The organism is Virgibacillus salinus, assembly GCF_900102415.1.
GTDB classification, from domain to species: domain Bacteria; phylum Bacillota; class Bacilli; order Bacillales; family Amphibacillaceae; genus Lentibacillus; species Lentibacillus subterraneus.
In genome coordinates this window covers 600,496-616,992 of record NZ_FNKD01000001.1, presented here as the reverse complement: position 1 = coordinate 616,992, position 16,497 = coordinate 600,496, and the positions used below count along the sequence as shown (strand labels likewise).

Below are 16,497 nucleotides of genomic sequence, written 5' to 3'. Positions count from 1 at the left end.
TTTATTCCCCTTCTTTCACGACGTTGACTTTGCTTTCGTCCGTAAGTGTCAGTTGTCCATTTGTAACGACCTGAGCACCGTCGTTGACCTCACCCTCAATCGCTGTTTCATTGGATTGAGATTCTTTGATCGATACTTCTTTTTTAATTGCTTTCTCATCTTCAATTACATAAATGAACGTTTCGCCACTTTCATCGACGATCGCTGCGGTTGGTACGATAACGGTGTCTTTCACTCTTTTTTCTGGAACCTTCATAACTGCAACCATTCCAGCTAGAACAGCTTCATCTTTATTTTCAATAGTTGCCTCCACTGGATACAGACCAGTGTCATCAGGCATTGAGCCAATAGATGTAATTTCTGCATCGTATTCTATGTCGTCAATTGATGCGGTGAACGTGTCTTCTTTTTCAAAAAGATCCAGCGTACCAGCTGCTACGGTAAAGTTTAGCTTCATTGTGTCGAAATCAGCAATTACTGCTAATGGCTCTGAATTCGATACCATAGCGCCCTCCTCAGCATTTAGATTAGCAATCTCGCCATCTTTGGAGGCATAGATATTCTGGTCCCCTCTTGCTGTTTGAATGGTTGCTATCAGGTCATCCTCTTCGACCATTTCACCATTTTCGACTTCCAGTTCCGTAAGCTCTCCAGGATTTTGCAGCGTGACTGGCGTCGTGCTTGCCGGTGCTGTTCGTCCGTAGAGTGATTTTTCAACAACCAAGTCACCAGTTGTTACTTCGACTGTTTCGACTGGAGTAACTGTTTCTTTCTTATCTCCGTCTGATTCATCGTTTTGATTACATGCAGCAAGAACACCGATTAAGGCTATTGCTGTAATACTTACAAGCATTTTTCGCATTGATGTAACTCCTCTTCTATTAATTTAATCAAGCAAGTCAATATGCAATATTCTGGCGATCTCTTCACATTCTTTTTCCAGTTCAGAAATTCGCTGAAAATGAACCAGCAACCCTTGGACCATCATGTATTGCGGTTCGTCTTTATTTATTTCTTTTAAAATAATATCAATTACTTCGTCTAGCTGCTTGACTTTTTCCTGAGGCAACTGCAGTTTGTGGACTTTTTCTTTGAGGTCAGTCAATTGCTGCTCGCCATCCTGATATAAGTTGGCAATATTTTTTTCCGTGATTAATGGTATCTCATCACGGTCTAACAGGCCTCTCACAATATCGTCGATTCGCCTTACAAGGTATGCACCTATTTTCGTCCGGTCAATATCGATGTCGTCGATAACAATCCATTTGAAATAGCCGTTCATCAGCCCATCCAGCTGAATACTTACATCCACTACATAGGGAGTGACTTTTTCGCCATAAATATCACTTATATTTTGCCGCAACCAATAAAAATTTTGCATTTTCATTTGCCTGATAAACGCATCAGTATCTTGCCCAATCGAAATATTTTCTCGAAGCTGCATCGTGATAAAGTCCTTATACTCGTATATGTACGCGATAATGACTTCGATTTGTTTCGCTAAGCTTGCGCGAGGCTCGAGATTTTGTTCACTGACCTTTTTAATTTGCTCGGTAATCTCATCATGGTAAAAATGAAAAGCTGTTGTGATGAAATCCTCTTTTGACTGAAAATATAAATAAAATGCACCTTTGGAAACGCCTGCTTCAGACGCTATTTCCTGAATTGACGTCTTATGGTAGCCCTTCTCAGCAAATAATTTCATGCCTGCTTCGATGAGCTTCATTTTTTTATCATTCATTTAAACACCTGTTTCTTTATACGATTTAATTGCTAATTGGTTTCAACTTTGCAGACTAAACTAACCGGTCAGTCACTTTACCTATATTACATTATGCAGGGTTTTTTTGGCAAGAAAAAAACTCCCTTAGTTCGGAAGTTTAATAAAGGTTCCATGGTAATGAGCGTTTGCCAAAAAAGATCGAACGATTTAATTGAGCAATAACCTGACTTGTCCGTTTGAATTGGAGGTCAAATGATTTTTCTGATGTGTTAACATATATGCCTGTGCCATCATTAAATACAATATATGTTCTGCCATCACGCTGTTCATAACCTTTAATTTGATAGAAGGAGAGCCACGCACAATCTTTATTTTTCGTTGACGATGTGGGTAGCATGAAAACACCTTTTCCCGGTATAATCGGAACAGGAACCTTACTGTTAATCTTAAGAATATCTTTGACTGCTGCTCGCCGTCCTTCAAGTGTTGAACCGTACAATAAACATGTATGATCAATGATCTGCTCCGGCCTATGGATGGAGTGCGATTCACGCTGTGTCTCCAAAATTCGTGACCGGTAATATGAAGAATCATGCGTTAAAATTGCCTTTGTTTGCTGCGTAATTATGTAAACTGATGATGAAATACCGTCCTCCATTCACTTCCCCCCCGGTAAGCTATAAGCATATTGTACTATGTTTTATCAAGATAATCTATTTGATGTTCACATTTGTACGATTTTTGTCGATAAAAGAAGCGTAAGGAGGCTTGTGTAATGGATATAGCAGCAATGTCTGTTGTCTCAGCAAATCAACAGGTACGATCTGATGCAAGTTTGGCTGTCATGAAAAATGCAAAAGGGCTTATGGAGCAACAGGGCCAGCAATTAATTGAAATGATGCAAACGCCTCAAGCTTCAGCGCCCCATCCATCTCTCGGAAGCTCGATTGATGTAAAAGCATAGCCTTTTGAAAAATCCTCTGCATAAGCGGAGGATTTTTATTTGGCAGTAATAAAGTTAAAAATCCCCTCTATTTTGATAAGGGGATTTTTAATGATGTAGTGAGCAATTAGTTGTTGTCATCCTCATTCATTGTATCTTCATTTCCATCACCCATGCCATTATTGTTATCTGTATCAGTGTCATTATTGTTAGCGTCGTCTCCGCCATTACCATTCATGTCACCATTTTCGTCTTGATTCATGCCACCATCCTGATTGTTCTCGTCTTCATTCATATCACCATTATCTTCCTCTTGATTCAATGGAGCCTCATCCTCAACGGGATCTTCTTGCTCATCAGTTCCACATGCAGCAACTAGTGACAATGCTAAAATTGGTGCGCCAAATTTAATTAGTAATTTCCTTTTCATGATGTTTCCCTCCTTAAATTGTTCACTATCGACTATAGCTTATCCATTTTCTAAAATGTGATACTCTTTTTAATGAAATTGTTGCTTAGCGTTCAGCTAGAGGAAGAAATATTGTAGTTAATCAAACAGGCAGAGGACAATTAGCGTGATTCCGGTCTTTACAGTATAAAAAATTCCCCACATATGTAGTGTGGAGAATTCCAATTTTATTGAATTGCGAATGTAATTTCTGCTTCACAGGTAACTTCGCCATCAACTGTTGCGACAGCTTTTCCTTTTCCAATTGGCCCTTTTACTCGAATTATCTCAACGTCCAATTTTAACTGATCACCTGGCTTGACCTGACGTTTAAATCGGCATTTATCCAGTCCTGCCAGAAAGCCGATTTTGCCTTTATTTTCTTCGATTCCAAGCACAGCAATTGCTCCAGCTTGTGCAAGTGCTTCAACAATTAATACACCTGGCATAACAGGGTAATTTGGAAAATGCCCTTGGAAAAATGGTTCGTTCGCGGTCACATTTTTAATTGCTGTAACACGCTTTCCTTCTTCCATTTCGATCACTTTATCGACTAATAAAAATGGGTACCGGTGTGGAATTGTTTCCTTAATTTGTTCGATGTCCATTCGTATCTCTCCTTCATTCTTTTGCCTTCATTATAGCAAATATCGATTTTTGGAGTACATGCCTTAACGGCGAATGTCATAGTTGCACTTATCAGTATTTATGCTTTTTAACTGCTAAAATAAGCATATCCATTCGAGTGGATATGCTTACTCTCTTTTCACTACTATATCGATAATGTGCTGCCACGTTTCCTTTTCCAACGCGTCGCTAGGATTCCCCTCTCCGATAATCCCATAACCAACCATCAGCCCGGCCGCTAATGCTGCTGCACATACAATAAGCACAACAATAATCCGTGCCCATATTGGAAAAATACGGCGACGTGGCTTCTTGTTTTGTCGTTTTTCTAACTTCTGTTTTTTCTTTTGCTCTTTACGCGTGGATTTGTCTGTTGATTTTTCATTTTCCCGCTGCTGGGTAAGTTCTTTTTCCTGATCAGCGGATTGCTTCTTACTTCTTGTCTTTTTATCAACAGGTTTATCCGTTTGTTTTGTTGGCATGGTTTCTTTCTCCTTATATCCTTTTGTTACTTATCGAAGCTGGTTAACGAGTCCCATCATCTGATCACTCATTGAAATTGTTCTGGAATTAAACTGATACGAACGTTGTGTTGAAATCATGTCCGTCATTTGTTTGGAAATATCTACATTCGAATGTTCTAATGCTCCACTTTTCAACACATCGGTATTCGGGGCGACGGCTTGAATTATTTCATTAAAATTAAATCCTAATTCATCCAGATTTGGCATACGAAATGCATTTTCACCTGTAGCTTCTAATAGTCTAGGTCGCACCGCTTCAGCAATTGCTAGATTACCAGTATTTTCCGTTTGGTTCCCTCGTTTGACTGTGATTTGCCCATCAGGCTGGATATTAATCGCATCAAAGCCTTCCTCAATAACAATTGGTCCATTTTCTCCCATTACTGGGTTGCCATCTTTTGTCGTTAGCATAACCGACTGGTTGTTATTAACCGGGCTTAAATAAAAGGAGCCATCGCGTGTATATCGAGTTTCCGCATTACCATTTTCGGTAACCTGAATTTGATATAAATGATTTTCTCCGAGTAATGCAGTGTCCAAAGTACGATTTGTCTCGGTTATAGACCCTGGTGCAAGATCAATATTGACCGAACCAAGCTTGGCGCCTGACCCAACTCGCACTCCATCAGGGGTTAAGCGCCCTTCGGCATTAGCAGGATCTGTCATGTTGTTGATTTGTTGAAATAACAATGATGAGAAATCTGCTTGGCGTGTTTTATAGCCGGTTGTTTGGCTATTTGCCATATTATTTCCAATCAAATCCAGTTTATTTTGCAGCTGATTCATTGTAACTGCCGCTTGAATCATCGTTCGTGACATAGTATCCCTCCTAGCCTAGTCGACCAATTTCGCTAACTGCTTTCCCCATACTTTCATCATAAGCCTTCAACACACGCTGGTTCGTCTCAAACATCCGGTATGACTCCATCATTTGAGTCATCGACTGTAATGCATTGACGTTTGAACGTTCTAAGGCTCCTTGTTGAACACTGAATGTAGCTCCAACTGGTACTGCACCTGCTTCACCATTAAATAGTCCATTTCCTTCTTTGGCAAAATCATTCGCGTTCGCAGTGTACGCAATACCAAGCGGAATAGTTTGACCATTAACTTGAAGTTCGCCTTCCTGCGTTACATCAAATTCCATACCGTTCGTCTGAATTGGATTTCCAGCCTGGTCTAATACGTAATAGCCCTGGTTCGTTGTGAGAAATCCTTCTCCATCAACTGTAAAATCCCCATTACGTGTGAAGCGCTCTTCTCCATCCTCGTTTTGCACCGTGAAAAACAGGCTCCCTGTTTCATCTGGAAGCTGTCCGTTCACAAGCGCCAAGTCGGTTCCAATGCCCGTTTCCCGAATATCGCCTTGTTTAAAATTAGGGAAGTCTTCCTGCACGTATACTCCGCTGTTCATGGACCCAATTGGATTTTGCACTGGCAAATTCAACCCGTGCGTAGTCGGGATCTTTTTTTCACCCATTTGCTGCATCAACATCTCAGGAAAAGCACGTAACGTCGGCTGATCCGCTTTATAACCCGGTGTATTAGCATTGGCAATATTATTTGATAAAGCTTCCTGTGCGCGTTGCTGCGAAAGCATTCCGCTGGCTGCTGTATAAAATCCTCTAAGCAAGATTTCCAACCCCCTTAAAAGGTGATTATTTCAAGAAGTTATATAGTGTGTTATTTCTAATCAGTTAAGCAAGATTACTAAAGCTTTTACTACTAAAGCATGAAGTTAAGCAAGTTTTCTAATTAGCCAATTTTTTTCCGTTCAATTTTATCGATGTTCTCTAACATAATGCCTGTACCTTTTGCGACACAATTCATTGGCTCTTCTGACATAAAAACAGGAACCTTTAATTCTTCGGCCAATAGTTGATCGATACCGTGGATTAGTGCTCCGCCACCTGTCAAAATGACACCACGATCGATAATATCGGCTGATAATTCTGGTGGTGTTCGCTCAAGTACCAGTTTAGCACCCTGCGTAATTAATGAGACAGGCTCACGCAGTGCTTCTTCAATTTCATCAGAATAGACTGTAATTGTGCGCGGCAAACCAGATACCATATCACGCCCGCGAATGTCCATTTGTTCTTGGCGTCCACCTTTAAAAACAGTCGCTACATTTATTTTAATATCTTCTGCTGTACGTTCACCAATTAGCAATTTGTATTCTTTTTTTATGTATTGAAGAATCTCAGCATCAAACTTGTCCCCAGCCATTTTTATCGACTCAGCTGTTACGATATCACCCATTGATAGTACTGCTACGTCTGTGGTTCCTCCACCAACATCAACGACCATATTTCCGCTCGGCTGGAAGATTTCCATGCCAGCTCCAATCGCTGCAACTTTAGGCTCTTCTTCAAGATAAACGCGTTTACCTCCAGATTTCTCAGCCGCTTCTTTAATCGCTTTTTGCTCCACCTTTGTAATATTTGTCGGGCAGCAAATAAGCATTCTCGGCTTAGAAAGAAAACCTCTTACATTAATTTTATTTATAAAATGCTTTAACATAGCTTCTGTAACATCAAAGTCAGCAATCACACCATCTTTCAATGGACGAATGGCCTCAATATTTCCTGGTGTACGTCCAACCATGCGACGCGCCGCTTCGCCTACTTCAAGCACACGGCCTGTATTACGATCCATCGCAACAACAGATGGTTCGTCTAAAACAATTCCTTTACCTTTTACATGTATCAACACATTGGCAGTTCCAAGGTCGATTCCGATATCCCTAGAAAACATTAATTTAGATCCTCCCTGCTACAATTACTTTCTCGCATCTGTAAGAGAACACAATGCTACTAATATTATATTTTACCACAAAAATCCACATATAACTGCAAATTTTGAAAAAAAGGTAGTGAAATTTAATCAATAATCACCACATTACGAAGCAGGATATTCGTATTTCTTGTCGAATTTATAAATATTAAGAGAAAAGGAGTGGTTCCACTGAGTTTAAAAAATAGATTTAAGAATTATGACCTCTTGGCCTACGAAGCTGTATTCCGACAGCTGCTGGAAGATTACTGGAAAAGTGATAGCATCATTTCTGCATATAAGAAGGAGAAAGCAGGTTACGATGGCGAAAAGAATGTTGACTACAAGCTTTCCACCTATCCACAAAAAGATCTCATCGTTTTTCAAGGTATCCGACTACCCAACCCTCCATTTTATTTTCAAATAGACACACTCATACTTACACGGAATTTGATTTATATTTTGGAAGTTAAAAATTATCAGGGTAAGTTCCAATATGACTCCAAATTGCAACAATTGACACAGGAAGTCGACGGAAAAGCTACAGCTTATAAAGATCCTATTTTACAAGCTGAGGCCCAGAAGACACATCTGCAGCAATGGCTGGAGAAACACGGGATCTACAATGTGCCAATAGAGACACTTGTTGTCATCGCATTTCCTTCAACCATTATTGAAAATATCCATCAAGACCCAGAAGTTTATAAAAAAATTATTCACAGCGAAAGTTTGCACCAGCATTTGAACAGGCTTAGTGAAACGCACACGAAAAATATTTTGACGGCAGCTACTATTCGAAAACTTACAAAAGCGCTTCTACATGAGGATCAACCCCTTCACACAAACATACTCGATTTTCACAATTTAAGTGATCAGCACCTGATTAAAGGAGTGCCTTGTGAAAAATGTAATCACTCTTCAATGTTGCGGTTATATAAAAAGTGGCTATGTCCTAAATGCAAAGCTACTGCTGTCAAAGCACACGAACGGAAGATATTAGATTACTTTCTTTTACATGGCGATACCATTTCGAATAAACAGTGCCGCGAACTTCTTCAGGTTGGTCCTAGGACCGCATATACAATATTAAATTCAATGAATCTCAGCCACAAAGGTAGTAACAGCGCAAGAAAGTATTATTCACCCTCTTTAAATGAATTCCCACAAAATTCATATCTACCTACAAAAATGCAGAGACATATAAAGCTCTCAAATTCACGAATAAAGTGGCACCATACATAATAAAATGTGCTTCTGTTGATGTTCTGGCTGTTCTGTTGATGGTCCGGCTGTTCTGTTGATGTCCGGCTCTTCTGTTGATGTTCGCCGCTCTTCTGTTGATGTTCGCGCTCTTCTGTCGATGTTCCCGCTCTTCTGTTGATGTTCCGGCTCTTCTGTTAATGTCCGCGCTCTTCTGTTGATGTCCGCTGCTCTTCTGTTGATGTCCGCTGCTCTTCTGTTGATGTCCGCTGCTCTTCTGTTGATGTCCGCGCTCTTCTGTTGATGTTCCCGCTCTTCTGTTGATGTTCGCCGCTCTTCTGTTGATGTCCGCGCTCTTCTGTTGATGTTCGCCGCAATTACGCACGATTTCGACCACAGAATCCCGCAAATCAACAAAACAGGAACCCGGCCATCATTCGGCTGGGTTCCTGTTTTGTCCTACTGTGAAGTGGAAAACTCTTGCTGTGTATTCTTTCTGTTGTCGCTCCACCACCTCCTTAAGGATAGGGATGTTGTTTGTCAGGCTAACTCTCATGCAAAGTAATATTCCCCCTAAATAAGTATCACCCGACTGGTTTGACTGTGGAGTCTTCAGTTTTTTGATCTAGTCTGTACTTGTTACGGGTTGCTTCTCCTCCACGGAGATGGCGGATTGATTTGTGGTAATCGAGTATGTGTTTTACTTCATTGTAGAGTTCTGGGTTTATTTCTGGTAATCGCTCTGTCAGATCTTTATGGACTGTGCTTTTGGAAACACCAAATTCTTTTGCTATCACTCGGACGGTTTTCCTCGTCTCCACGACATATTTCCCTATCCTGATAGTCCTCTCTTTGATGTAATCGTGCACACCGTTCGCCTCCCTAAGTTGGATATTTCCGAGGTGTGGATCGAGACAAGGTGATACAATTTTTATGCTGCTCACTTATCTACTGACAAATACTCATGTGCAGCTGCTACTATGGTTTTGTTATGAACATGGACAAAATGGTCCGTGTTATATGATGTTTTGTCTATGTAGTGGGTTATTTTGTGGTGGGTAGATGGAAAGCTACACAAGCTCTCACCTCAGACTTTTCTGATTGCTTGGTTTGTAATATTTTATTAATGTACAGAGAGGATTATGATTAAATTTACATCTTTTGGGGATGAGGACAAGAAGTATTTTTTCAAAAAGAAATATTAAAAAGAAAATAGGGTGTTTGACTTCTATCGAAAATCACTTTTGAGCGTGTTTTTTCTACAAAATTACGCTAGATAATTAATCGAGGTCGCCTAATTCTGGATCATGATAAGTTGGCTGTTCGTCGATTGCAAGTTCATCAAAATGAAATGTGCTACTCATTAATATTAATAAACTAATGCCTGCAATAGCTGCTAACTTTTTCAATTTTTTTCCTCCTTTATGTTTACTATTAAATTACACCCTATTTTCAAAAAACACCATTTAAATAAAAATTACTCTGGAGGTTTACGCACCCATTTCACGGATTGATTGAAGTGGTAGTCTGCTGAAGAAATAATCACTACGGTTCTCAATAAAGCTGTTATATGATTGAAGAAGTATGTGTTTATCTTGTTTTGCAAGTCCCAGATAGTACATCTTAAAGGGACTATCTATTGGAACCTCACTTAGTATTGATTCTGCTTTTGCATTATTTCCCTTAGCAATTTCAATATGGGCTTGTTCGCTTTTATCTGTTGTTGTCATTCCTTCTACCTTCTTGAAGTGTGCCGATAAAAATGGAATATTTCTTTGTTCAGTTACTGCAACATCTGTTTGAAAATCATTTTTTTTAGCTATTTTCAATGCTTCTGACATATGATACATACCTTGAAAATAAGTGTCGAAAAGATAAGAAAACCCAAGATTTGTATGTACATTTATTTTTGTTTTTGGACAAGTAGTATCATTTAAAACTCGAAATGCATATTTTCGTGCCATGATCACTTCATTCCGTATTAAATAAAAGACAAATAAACTTTGATTTAAACGTATTTGAAATAATGATAGCAGGAATCTGTCCTCTATTTTTTCAAACAAATATTGCTGTTTTTCCAGGGAGTTACCGAATTGACTATAATCATTCATACTATGATATATGTTGATTTTCACGAATTCAATTAAGCATTGAAGTGCAGGCTCGTCCGTCACTATATTCCCTAATTGTTTTATTGTTTCACTCGGGGAGTATCGCTTATATTTCCGGTCAATAGTCACCTGGTATACTGCTGCCCATTTTTGATTAGAAATACAATCAGATACTTTATTTTTATTAATCAATTTCTGCAAATCATGATAATAGCCATTCATATATAAGAATTCCATGCCTTTTTTGCTAATTTCATTTGATGTTGTTTGCAGGCAAAAATTTCGGGCAAGCCGATCTGCGGTTTGCTCATCATGTTCCTGTTTTAAAACTTGTAAAACTTGCTCCAATGTATACTGATTATTACTGGTCATTGTTATAATAGAGTTAGGCATTAAATTCGCTTTGGAAAAGTGCATTATGGGAGCTCCTTTCTAATCATCTATATGATCGGCAAATCTGAATTTACCTAATTTTCTTTCAATTATTCGCAAATTTATATACTACCGATTATATTACCACACATTTACCTTATAAAAACCCTATTCGTTCGACATTTTTCGCGCCATGACAGGGCAAAATCTTCTTTTAGCAAAAAAATAACCCTAGTAATTAAACTAGGGTTTGCGTTAATAGATTACGCATCATCTTCTGAGGAAGATGAATCGGATGTATCGTCCGTAGTATTTCCACCTTCAACATTTGAGTTTTGACTGTTTTGGGTTGATGCATCTTCAGCACCTGCACCTGAATCTTCCGTGCTTTCTTCAGTTCCATCAGATTCAACACTTTCTTCTTCCGTTGCTTCTGATTCAGTACCCTCGTCTTCTGTTGCAGCTTCATCCAGTGCACTTAATGGTTGATTGAAAAATGATTCTGGATTCACTTCATTTCCATCTTTTCTAATTTCAAAATGGACGTGTGTACCACTTTCCTGACCAAACATGTTTTCTCCAGCTTTACCAAGAACTTCGCCTTGCTGAACCTTGTCTCCTGATTTAACGTTGACTCCCTGCAGGCTCGCATAATAGGTTACAACATCATTTTCATGCGATAATGCAACAACATTTCCTAACAAGGGGTCCTCTCTGACTTCTGTAACTGTACCGCTTAACGATGCTAACACATCAAATGTTTCACCGTCTGCGGATGCAATGTCAATGCCTGTACTTTGATAAAAACGATTGTTAAACATGACCAATGCATTTTCCTGTTCCTCTTGTTCTGCGTTGTAATCATAGAATTTAGTTACGATTTCTGCTTGATCTTGGTTTACGACAGGCATCTTAATGACTTCCTGTTGATCCATAACGGATTGTGCATCTTCATCATGTTCTGCTGGTGTATATGTTTCTGAACTTTGATCATCCTCAGTTTCCTGAATCTGATTGTCCAGGTTTTGATACCATACCACCACCGATAGAAGAAGCGCAGCAATCGTTAAGTACACTGCTGGAAAAAACCACTTCTTGCGAAAAATTCGACTCCACTTGTTTTTTGGAGTACCGTTGTTTTCTTCTTTCATATTGTTATCACCTCAACAACCATTCTGAGCAGAAAAAGGAAATTCTATACATTAAATTAAAAAAATTTCTTGATTTGATGTATTTTTTGAATAATTCAGGGTAAATTAAGCATTTATTGGCTGCACAGTGGCTATTGATAGACTGTTTTTGGTATATTCATTGATTTACTTTTGGTCGGTATATAGCTTATTTCTGGAGTTCAGTCTCATATGGATTACTTCAACCTCCGTAAAAAAAAGCCCCAGGATGTATTTCCATCCTAGAGCTTCAGATTATTTAGCTACTAATGTTGGTACTGTTTCATCAAGTGGGTTAACTTCTATACCTTTGTAGTAATACTTGACGATTTCCTTGTAATTCTTACCTTCTTTAGCCATTCCGTTTGCTCCGTATTGGCTCATGCCTATTCCATGTCCGAAACCTTTTGTTTTAAAGATCAAATGGTTGTTCTTTTGCTCGATGGAAAAGTCACTTGATTTTAATTCTAGTTCTTCACGGATTTTCCGACCTGAATAGGTTTGATCTGCAATTTTCAATTTGTCGACACGGTTGCTTTCTGTTCGAGTAATTTCCATTGTAAGCTTATCATTGTTTGGCAAATCTACCCCTAGAAGTGATTCCACTTCCTGCATGGTAAATATTTTTTGGTCTAAAAATTTTGGTGAATTTTTATCCCATGGACTTTTCACACTGCGTAAATAGGGTACTTCATTTTCCCAGTAATCCTCGGAATTCTCGGTATAACCGTTACTTGTTGAAAAAAAGGCTATTTGGATTGGTGCATTATTATAGGTTAGAATTTCTCCTGAGGTTTCTGAAACTGCTTTTTTTATTTTATTAATTTTCCAACTATAGTCACTGCCCCATTCTTCCCTTAGCTCCTTTTCGTTATGATAAACCTGATCGTATATTGTATCTGTTACATCTGAGGCATCTGAATTACCTTGCTGCATAAGGTGATTCACGATGAACGTCCTTGCTGCTAGCGCTTGTGCCTTTAAGGCTTCGACTTCAAATTTAGCTGGCATTTCAGAAGCCACTACACGCGAAACATATGTCTCGAGTGGTACATCCTCGACAGTGTCGGAGTTAGCCCGCATTACCGCAACAGAGAATGGTGACTTTCCCATTGTAATTTCGACTTGTTCAGGTGTATCATTTTCAATCGTCACATTCTTCTCCCCGTCCTTGGCAACAAACGGAACAACTACTAACGTTGGAATGACTAGAATGATGGTGATCAAACTTGCAAAAAATAAGATGCTTGGAACTTTCCACGATGTGGGTGTCTTATTGAGGTTTAATGGTTTCTTTCTTTTCTGAAGTAATTGCAATTTTAATGTTTCACTTTTGCGCTGCTTTTTCTTTTTCCAAGCTTTAGGAAGGTTTTTATTTTTTTTCATTAACTGCCTCCTTACCAATATGTTTAGTATAGTGCCTATTTGGTTTCATTTCTAGCATTCCTACTATTAAATTTATACAGTAATCGAAAACAATAGAACTAGATAATAAAAAAAAGCCTGTGCAAATTTATCGCTGCACAGACTCTGCTCCGACTCTACTATTTTTTTCGTGACCTTTCAATGATTCATCATATAGGTGGCAGGCGACATAATGGTCTTGTTCAACTTCTCTCCATTCCGGGACTTTTGCTGAACAGACTTCCATCGCCATTGGACAGCGAGTGCGGAATACGCAGCCGCTTGGCGGGTTAATCGGGCTTGGCAATTCACCTTCCAGGATAACCCGCTCTCTGCTATCTTCAATATCCGGATCTGGAATCGGGATAGCTGATAATAAAGCTTGTGTATATGGATGGAGCGGTTTTTCATAGAGTGCTTCACTCGCCGTTAATTCAACCATGTTTCCTAAATACATAACCCCGATGCGATTGGAAATTTGTTTAACCATTGATAAGTCATGGGCAATGAACAGGAATGTGAGCCCTTTTTCTTCCTGTAGTTTTTTTAACAAGTTGACAACTTGTGCCTGGACGGAAACATCCAATGCTGAAATTGGTTCATCGGCAATGAGAAAATCTGGATTTAATGCCAATGCACGAGCAATTCCAATCCGCTGACGCTGGCCACCGCTAAATTCATGCGGGTAACGATTAGCATGGTCTCGATTCAACCCAACCTCTTCCAGCAATTCATAAACACGATCAAGTTGTTCGCTTTTATTTTTAAATATTCCATGTACTTCCATTGGCTCAGCAATTACTTCCTTAACCGTTGAGCGTGGGTTAAGCGATGCATATGGATCCTGGAAAATCATTTGCATGTTGCGGTAGAATTTAAATCGTTCCTTTTCATCCATTTCATGAACGTTCTGTCCATCATAAATAACATCGCCTGACGTTTTTTCATACAGACCCATGATGGTGCGTCCAGTTGTCGATTTCCCGCACCCAGATTCTCCAACTAGCCCGAACGTTTCTCCTTTGTTGACGTGAAACGTAACGTTATTGACAGCTTGAAGGACTTTTCCTTTACTCATACTAAAATATTTGTGCAGCTCGCTAACTTGTAGAATTTTCTCATCCATTGTTATTTCTCCTCTGCTTTCTGCCAGTATCTTGTGGCAGCACAAAGCTCTTTTTCATATACAGTTCCACTGAGATTAATGATTTCAATGCCTTTTCCTGTTTGTGGGGAATGGAGCATTTTCCCATCGCCATAATAAAATCCAACATGGTGCAATTTACCCTTTCCCTCTTCATATGCAAAAAACATTAAATCGCCTGGTAACAGCTGATCATATGGAACTCTTTCTCCTGCATCTGCCTGATCACCAGCATCACGAGGAATCTGATAGCCATTTGCTTTGTGCATCGCATAAGCGAATCCTGAACAATCATAGCCAAATGAGCTCATGCCACCCCAAAAGTAGTCAAGCCCTACATAGCGCTCACCATCTTCAATAAGTTTGTGACCACTTTGTTTTTCCAATCCTTTGCTTGCAGGGAAAACAGTTACGGCTGAATTTGGTAAAAACCCGGCTCCATGCGGTGTATTCATTTTGACTCTATCATCAATCTGTTCGATTACCGGCAGAGTCGTCATGTAACTGAGCTTTAAAACGTTGTTGCCATTTTCAGATTCCAGCCATACTTTATCATCAACTACAGCAGCAGTATTTTCGGTTTGCCAATCCTGTTGATTGACTTGTTTAAGCTGTTGCATCGGAACCCACCCTGGATACCCACGGCCATCCTTTTTAGATGGCTGCGTTGGTACGACAACATGTGCCCAGTCATCCTTTGTTTCGGTAATGATAACTGCCTCACCATATAGTAATTGAGATTGAACACGATTTTCATCACATAGGGCTACATTTGTTTCGTATGTTAAACTATCAATCCACTTATCTATGTTGGTTGGGTTCGTGATGCCCGGGGTGTCTAACGTACGTGCAGATGTTGGTGAAGTCCACACTGTAGCCACTTGTACCGCCGTCACCCATAATTGATCAAACGTTTGATTAGTCACTGATTTGCTCCCCCTTTTGCTGCTAATTAATCCACGATAAATTTATCATTAATTTTCTCAATTCCTAAACCTATGCCGACCCCTAACTCAATATCGCTTTCCTTATATGCGATCCCGCCCTCAATTAAATCTTCTGAAAGCATTAATGGTGCGTCAAAATCATATCGGTTTACATTGGGCTGACTTGCAGCAAAATGCGCAGCTGCGGTAATTCCAATTTTTGTTTCGATCATGCTGCCAACCATACATCCAATTCCGTAAATATGTGCTAGTTTGGCAATCCGCAATGCTTCGTGAATGCCTCCTGCTTTCATAAGCTTAATGTTTATTAAGTCGGCAGCTCCGTTTTCCAGCACACGTTTTGCATCATGGATTGAAAAAATACTCTCATCGGCCATGATTGGGGTTTGAGTATTTTCTGTTACATATTTCAACCCTTCTACGTCATATGCTTTAACCGGCTGTTCTACTAGCTCAACATCAAGACCGAGGTCCTCCATCTTCTGAATCGCACGAACAGCTTCTTTTGCATGCCAGCCTTGGTTTGCATCGAGACGAATAAGCGCATGACCTCCGATACGTTTTCGGATTGCTTTGATACGTTCAATATCTTTCTCGATTTTATCTTTGCCGACTTTAACCTTTAATATGGAGAACCCGTCATGGATGTATTGCTGTGCATCATCAGCCATCTCATCAGGGTGGTTTACACTGACTGTATAGTCGGTCTCTATTGTACTGGAATAGCCGCCAAGAAATTCGAACAGCGGCATGCTGGCTTGTTGTGCGATGCAATCGTAAATCGCCATATCAACCGCTGCTTTAGCACTTGTGTTTCCAACAGCACTTTTATAAAGCCTTTCAAAGACCTGCTCACGGTTCCGTAATGATTCTCCGAGTAATAACGGTTTGAAAATTTTTGTGATCGCATAATCAATACTCGCCAGACTATCCCCTGTAATAACATGTGTCGGTGGTGCCTCGCCATAGCCAACAATTCCGTTATCACAGGTTACTTTGACGACAACAGACTCGGCAACAGTCACCGTTCGTAACGCAGTCTTAAACGGTTTATGTAATGGTATTGCTATTTGAAATGTTTCGATGTTTTGTATATTCATAGATTTGACT

At 39.6% G+C, this 16,497-nt stretch carries 20 protein-coding genes; 2 read left to right on the top strand and 18 right to left on the bottom strand.

The features are described 5' to 3' along the window. Position 1: 1 nt before the first annotated feature. The 3 genes from BLS02_RS03060 to BLS02_RS03050 all read right to left on the bottom strand — a co-directional run bounded on the left by BLS02_RS03060 (position 2) and on the right by BLS02_RS03050 (position 2,381). Positions 2-862: an efflux RND transporter periplasmic adaptor subunit gene (locus BLS02_RS03060; protein WP_092491489.1), complete on the bottom strand. Its 861-nt coding sequence runs from the start codon at positions 860-862 to the stop codon at positions 2-4. 24 nt (positions 863-886) lie between these two features. After that, positions 887-1,741, bottom strand: a complete 855-nt coding sequence (locus BLS02_RS03055) for a TetR/AcrR family transcriptional regulator (RefSeq protein ID WP_092491488.1) — start codon at positions 1,739-1,741, stop codon at positions 887-889. A gap of 139 nt (positions 1,742-1,880) precedes the next feature. Further along, the gene (locus tag BLS02_RS03050) at positions 1,881-2,381 is read right to left on the bottom strand and encodes a competence protein ComK (RefSeq protein WP_092491487.1); all 501 of its coding nucleotides are present in this window, start codon (positions 2,379-2,381) and stop codon (positions 1,881-1,883) included. 117 nt (positions 2,382-2,498) lie between these two features. Between BLS02_RS03050 and BLS02_RS03045 the strand changes: the two genes are divergently transcribed. Then, on the top strand, positions 2,499-2,687 hold the full coding sequence (locus tag BLS02_RS03045; RefSeq protein ID WP_092491486.1) for a YjfB family protein: 189 nt from the start codon (positions 2,499-2,501) through the stop codon (positions 2,685-2,687). Between the two features lie 106 nt (positions 2,688-2,793). Here the strand turns inward: BLS02_RS03045 and BLS02_RS03040 are convergent, their stop codons facing one another. The 6 genes from BLS02_RS03040 to BLS02_RS03015 all read right to left on the bottom strand — a co-directional run bounded on the left by BLS02_RS03040 (position 2,794) and on the right by BLS02_RS03015 (position 7,022). Beyond that, on the bottom strand, positions 2,794-3,096 hold the full coding sequence (locus tag BLS02_RS03040; protein WP_092491485.1) for a hypothetical protein: 303 nt from the start codon (positions 3,094-3,096) through the stop codon (positions 2,794-2,796). A gap of 206 nt (positions 3,097-3,302) precedes the next feature. Further along, a complete protein-coding gene (gene fabZ / locus BLS02_RS03035; protein WP_092491484.1) occupies positions 3,303-3,722 on the bottom strand; it encodes a 3-hydroxyacyl-ACP dehydratase FabZ in 420 nt (139 codons plus the stop codon). A gap of 147 nt (positions 3,723-3,869) precedes the next feature. Continuing rightward, positions 3,870-4,223 carry a DNA-directed RNA polymerase subunit beta gene (locus tag BLS02_RS03030; protein ID WP_092491483.1) on the bottom strand — a complete coding sequence of 118 codons (354 nt, stop codon included), beginning with the start codon at positions 4,221-4,223 and terminating at the stop codon, positions 3,870-3,872. 30 nt (positions 4,224-4,253) lie between these two features. Further along, complete coding sequence (locus BLS02_RS03025; RefSeq protein WP_092491482.1) at positions 4,254-5,084, bottom strand: flagellar hook-basal body protein; 831 nt, start codon at positions 5,082-5,084, stop codon at positions 4,254-4,256. A 10-nt stretch (positions 5,085-5,094) separates the two neighbouring features. Continuing rightward, positions 5,095-5,898 carry a flagellar hook-basal body protein gene (locus tag BLS02_RS03020; RefSeq protein WP_092491481.1) on the bottom strand — a complete coding sequence of 268 codons (804 nt, stop codon included), beginning with the start codon at positions 5,896-5,898 and terminating at the stop codon, positions 5,095-5,097. A 122-nt stretch (positions 5,899-6,020) separates the two neighbouring features. After that, positions 6,021-7,022: a rod shape-determining protein gene (locus tag BLS02_RS03015; protein ID WP_092491480.1), complete on the bottom strand. Its 1,002-nt coding sequence runs from the start codon at positions 7,020-7,022 to the stop codon at positions 6,021-6,023. A gap of 201 nt (positions 7,023-7,223) precedes the next feature. On the opposite strand from BLS02_RS03015, the gene BLS02_RS03010 reads away from it, so the two are divergent. Then, the gene (locus BLS02_RS03010) at positions 7,224-8,282 is read left to right on the top strand and encodes a nuclease-related domain-containing protein (RefSeq protein WP_092491479.1); all 1,059 of its coding nucleotides are present in this window, start codon (positions 7,224-7,226) and stop codon (positions 8,280-8,282) included. A 155-nt stretch (positions 8,283-8,437) separates the two neighbouring features. Here BLS02_RS03010 and BLS02_RS18705 read toward each other — a convergent pair whose 3' ends face one another. The 9 genes from BLS02_RS18705 to BLS02_RS02970 all read right to left on the bottom strand — a co-directional run bounded on the left by BLS02_RS18705 (position 8,438) and on the right by BLS02_RS02970 (position 16,487). Next, entirely contained in the window at positions 8,438-8,617 is a 180-nt protein-coding gene (locus tag BLS02_RS18705) for a hypothetical protein (RefSeq protein ID WP_139180755.1), read from the bottom strand. A gap of 207 nt (positions 8,618-8,824) precedes the next feature. Continuing rightward, positions 8,825-9,109: a sporulation transcriptional regulator SpoIIID gene (gene spoIIID / locus BLS02_RS03000; RefSeq protein WP_245735983.1), complete on the bottom strand. Its 285-nt coding sequence runs from the start codon at positions 9,107-9,109 to the stop codon at positions 8,825-8,827. A gap of 411 nt (positions 9,110-9,520) precedes the next feature. After that, complete coding sequence (locus BLS02_RS19285) at positions 9,521-9,649, bottom strand: hypothetical protein (protein ID WP_281243640.1); 129 nt, start codon at positions 9,647-9,649, stop codon at positions 9,521-9,523. 81 nt (positions 9,650-9,730) lie between these two features. Further along, positions 9,731-10,768, bottom strand: a complete 1,038-nt coding sequence (locus BLS02_RS02995) for an AimR family lysis-lysogeny pheromone receptor (RefSeq protein ID WP_092491476.1) — start codon at positions 10,766-10,768, stop codon at positions 9,731-9,733. A gap of 218 nt (positions 10,769-10,986) precedes the next feature. Beyond that, entirely contained in the window at positions 10,987-11,874 is an 888-nt protein-coding gene (locus BLS02_RS02990) for a stage II sporulation protein SpoIIQ (RefSeq protein ID WP_092491475.1), read from the bottom strand. Between the two features lie 273 nt (positions 11,875-12,147). Continuing rightward, positions 12,148-13,278, bottom strand: coding sequence for a stage II sporulation protein D (gene spoIID / locus BLS02_RS02985; RefSeq protein ID WP_092491474.1), 1,131 nt, complete (start codon positions 13,276-13,278; stop codon positions 12,148-12,150). Positions 13,279-13,405: 127 nt separating this feature from the next. Further along, entirely contained in the window at positions 13,406-14,422 is a 1,017-nt protein-coding gene (locus BLS02_RS02980; protein WP_092491473.1) for an ABC transporter ATP-binding protein, read from the bottom strand. A 2-nt stretch (positions 14,423-14,424) separates the two neighbouring features. Beyond that, positions 14,425-15,366 (bottom strand): C40 family peptidase, encoded by a 942-nt coding sequence (locus BLS02_RS02975; RefSeq protein WP_092491472.1) that lies wholly within the window; start codon positions 15,364-15,366, stop codon positions 14,425-14,427. Between the two features lie 26 nt (positions 15,367-15,392). After that, positions 15,393-16,487 carry a mandelate racemase/muconate lactonizing enzyme family protein gene (locus BLS02_RS02970; protein ID WP_092491471.1) on the bottom strand — a complete coding sequence of 365 codons (1,095 nt, stop codon included), beginning with the start codon at positions 16,485-16,487 and terminating at the stop codon, positions 15,393-15,395. Between the last annotated feature and the right edge of the window lie 10 nt (positions 16,488-16,497).

Bases quoted from the DNA above. Each gene is read 5' to 3' on its own strand.
- BLS02_RS03060 (WP_092491489.1), bottom strand. From the start codon at position 862: ATGCGAAAAATGCTTGTAAGTATTACAGCAATAGCCTTAATCGGTGTT.
- BLS02_RS03055 (WP_092491488.1), bottom strand. From the start codon at position 1,741: ATGAATGATAAAAAAATGAAGCTCATCGAAGCAGGCATGAAATTATTT.
- BLS02_RS03050 (WP_092491487.1), bottom strand. From the start codon at position 2,381: ATGGAGGACGGTATTTCATCATCAGTTTACATAATTACGCAGCAAACA.
- BLS02_RS03045 (WP_092491486.1), top strand. From the start codon at position 2,499: ATGGATATAGCAGCAATGTCTGTTGTCTCAGCAAATCAACAGGTACGA.
- BLS02_RS03040 (WP_092491485.1), bottom strand. From the start codon at position 3,096: ATGAAAAGGAAATTACTAATTAAATTTGGCGCACCAATTTTAGCATTG.
- fabZ (WP_092491484.1), bottom strand. From the start codon at position 3,722: ATGGACATCGAACAAATTAAGGAAACAATTCCACACCGGTACCCATTT.
- BLS02_RS03030 (WP_092491483.1), bottom strand. From the start codon at position 4,223: ATGCCAACAAAACAAACGGATAAACCTGTTGATAAAAAGACAAGAAGT.
- BLS02_RS03025 (WP_092491482.1), bottom strand. From the start codon at position 5,084: ATGTCACGAACGATGATTCAAGCGGCAGTTACAATGAATCAGCTGCAA.
- BLS02_RS03015 (WP_092491480.1), bottom strand. From the start codon at position 7,022: ATGTTTTCTAGGGATATCGGAATCGACCTTGGAACTGCCAATGTGTTG.
- BLS02_RS02995 (WP_092491476.1), bottom strand. From the start codon at position 10,768: ATGCACTTTTCCAAAGCGAATTTAATGCCTAACTCTATTATAACAATG.
- BLS02_RS02990 (WP_092491475.1), bottom strand. From the start codon at position 11,874: ATGAAAGAAGAAAACAACGGTACTCCAAAAAACAAGTGGAGTCGAATT.
- spoIID (WP_092491474.1), bottom strand. From the start codon at position 13,278: ATGAAAAAAAATAAAAACCTTCCTAAAGCTTGGAAAAAGAAAAAGCAG.
- BLS02_RS02980 (WP_092491473.1), bottom strand. From the start codon at position 14,422: ATGGATGAGAAAATTCTACAAGTTAGCGAGCTGCACAAATATTTTAGT.
- BLS02_RS02970 (WP_092491471.1), bottom strand. From the start codon at position 16,487: ATGAATATACAAAACATCGAAACATTTCAAATAGCAATACCATTACAT.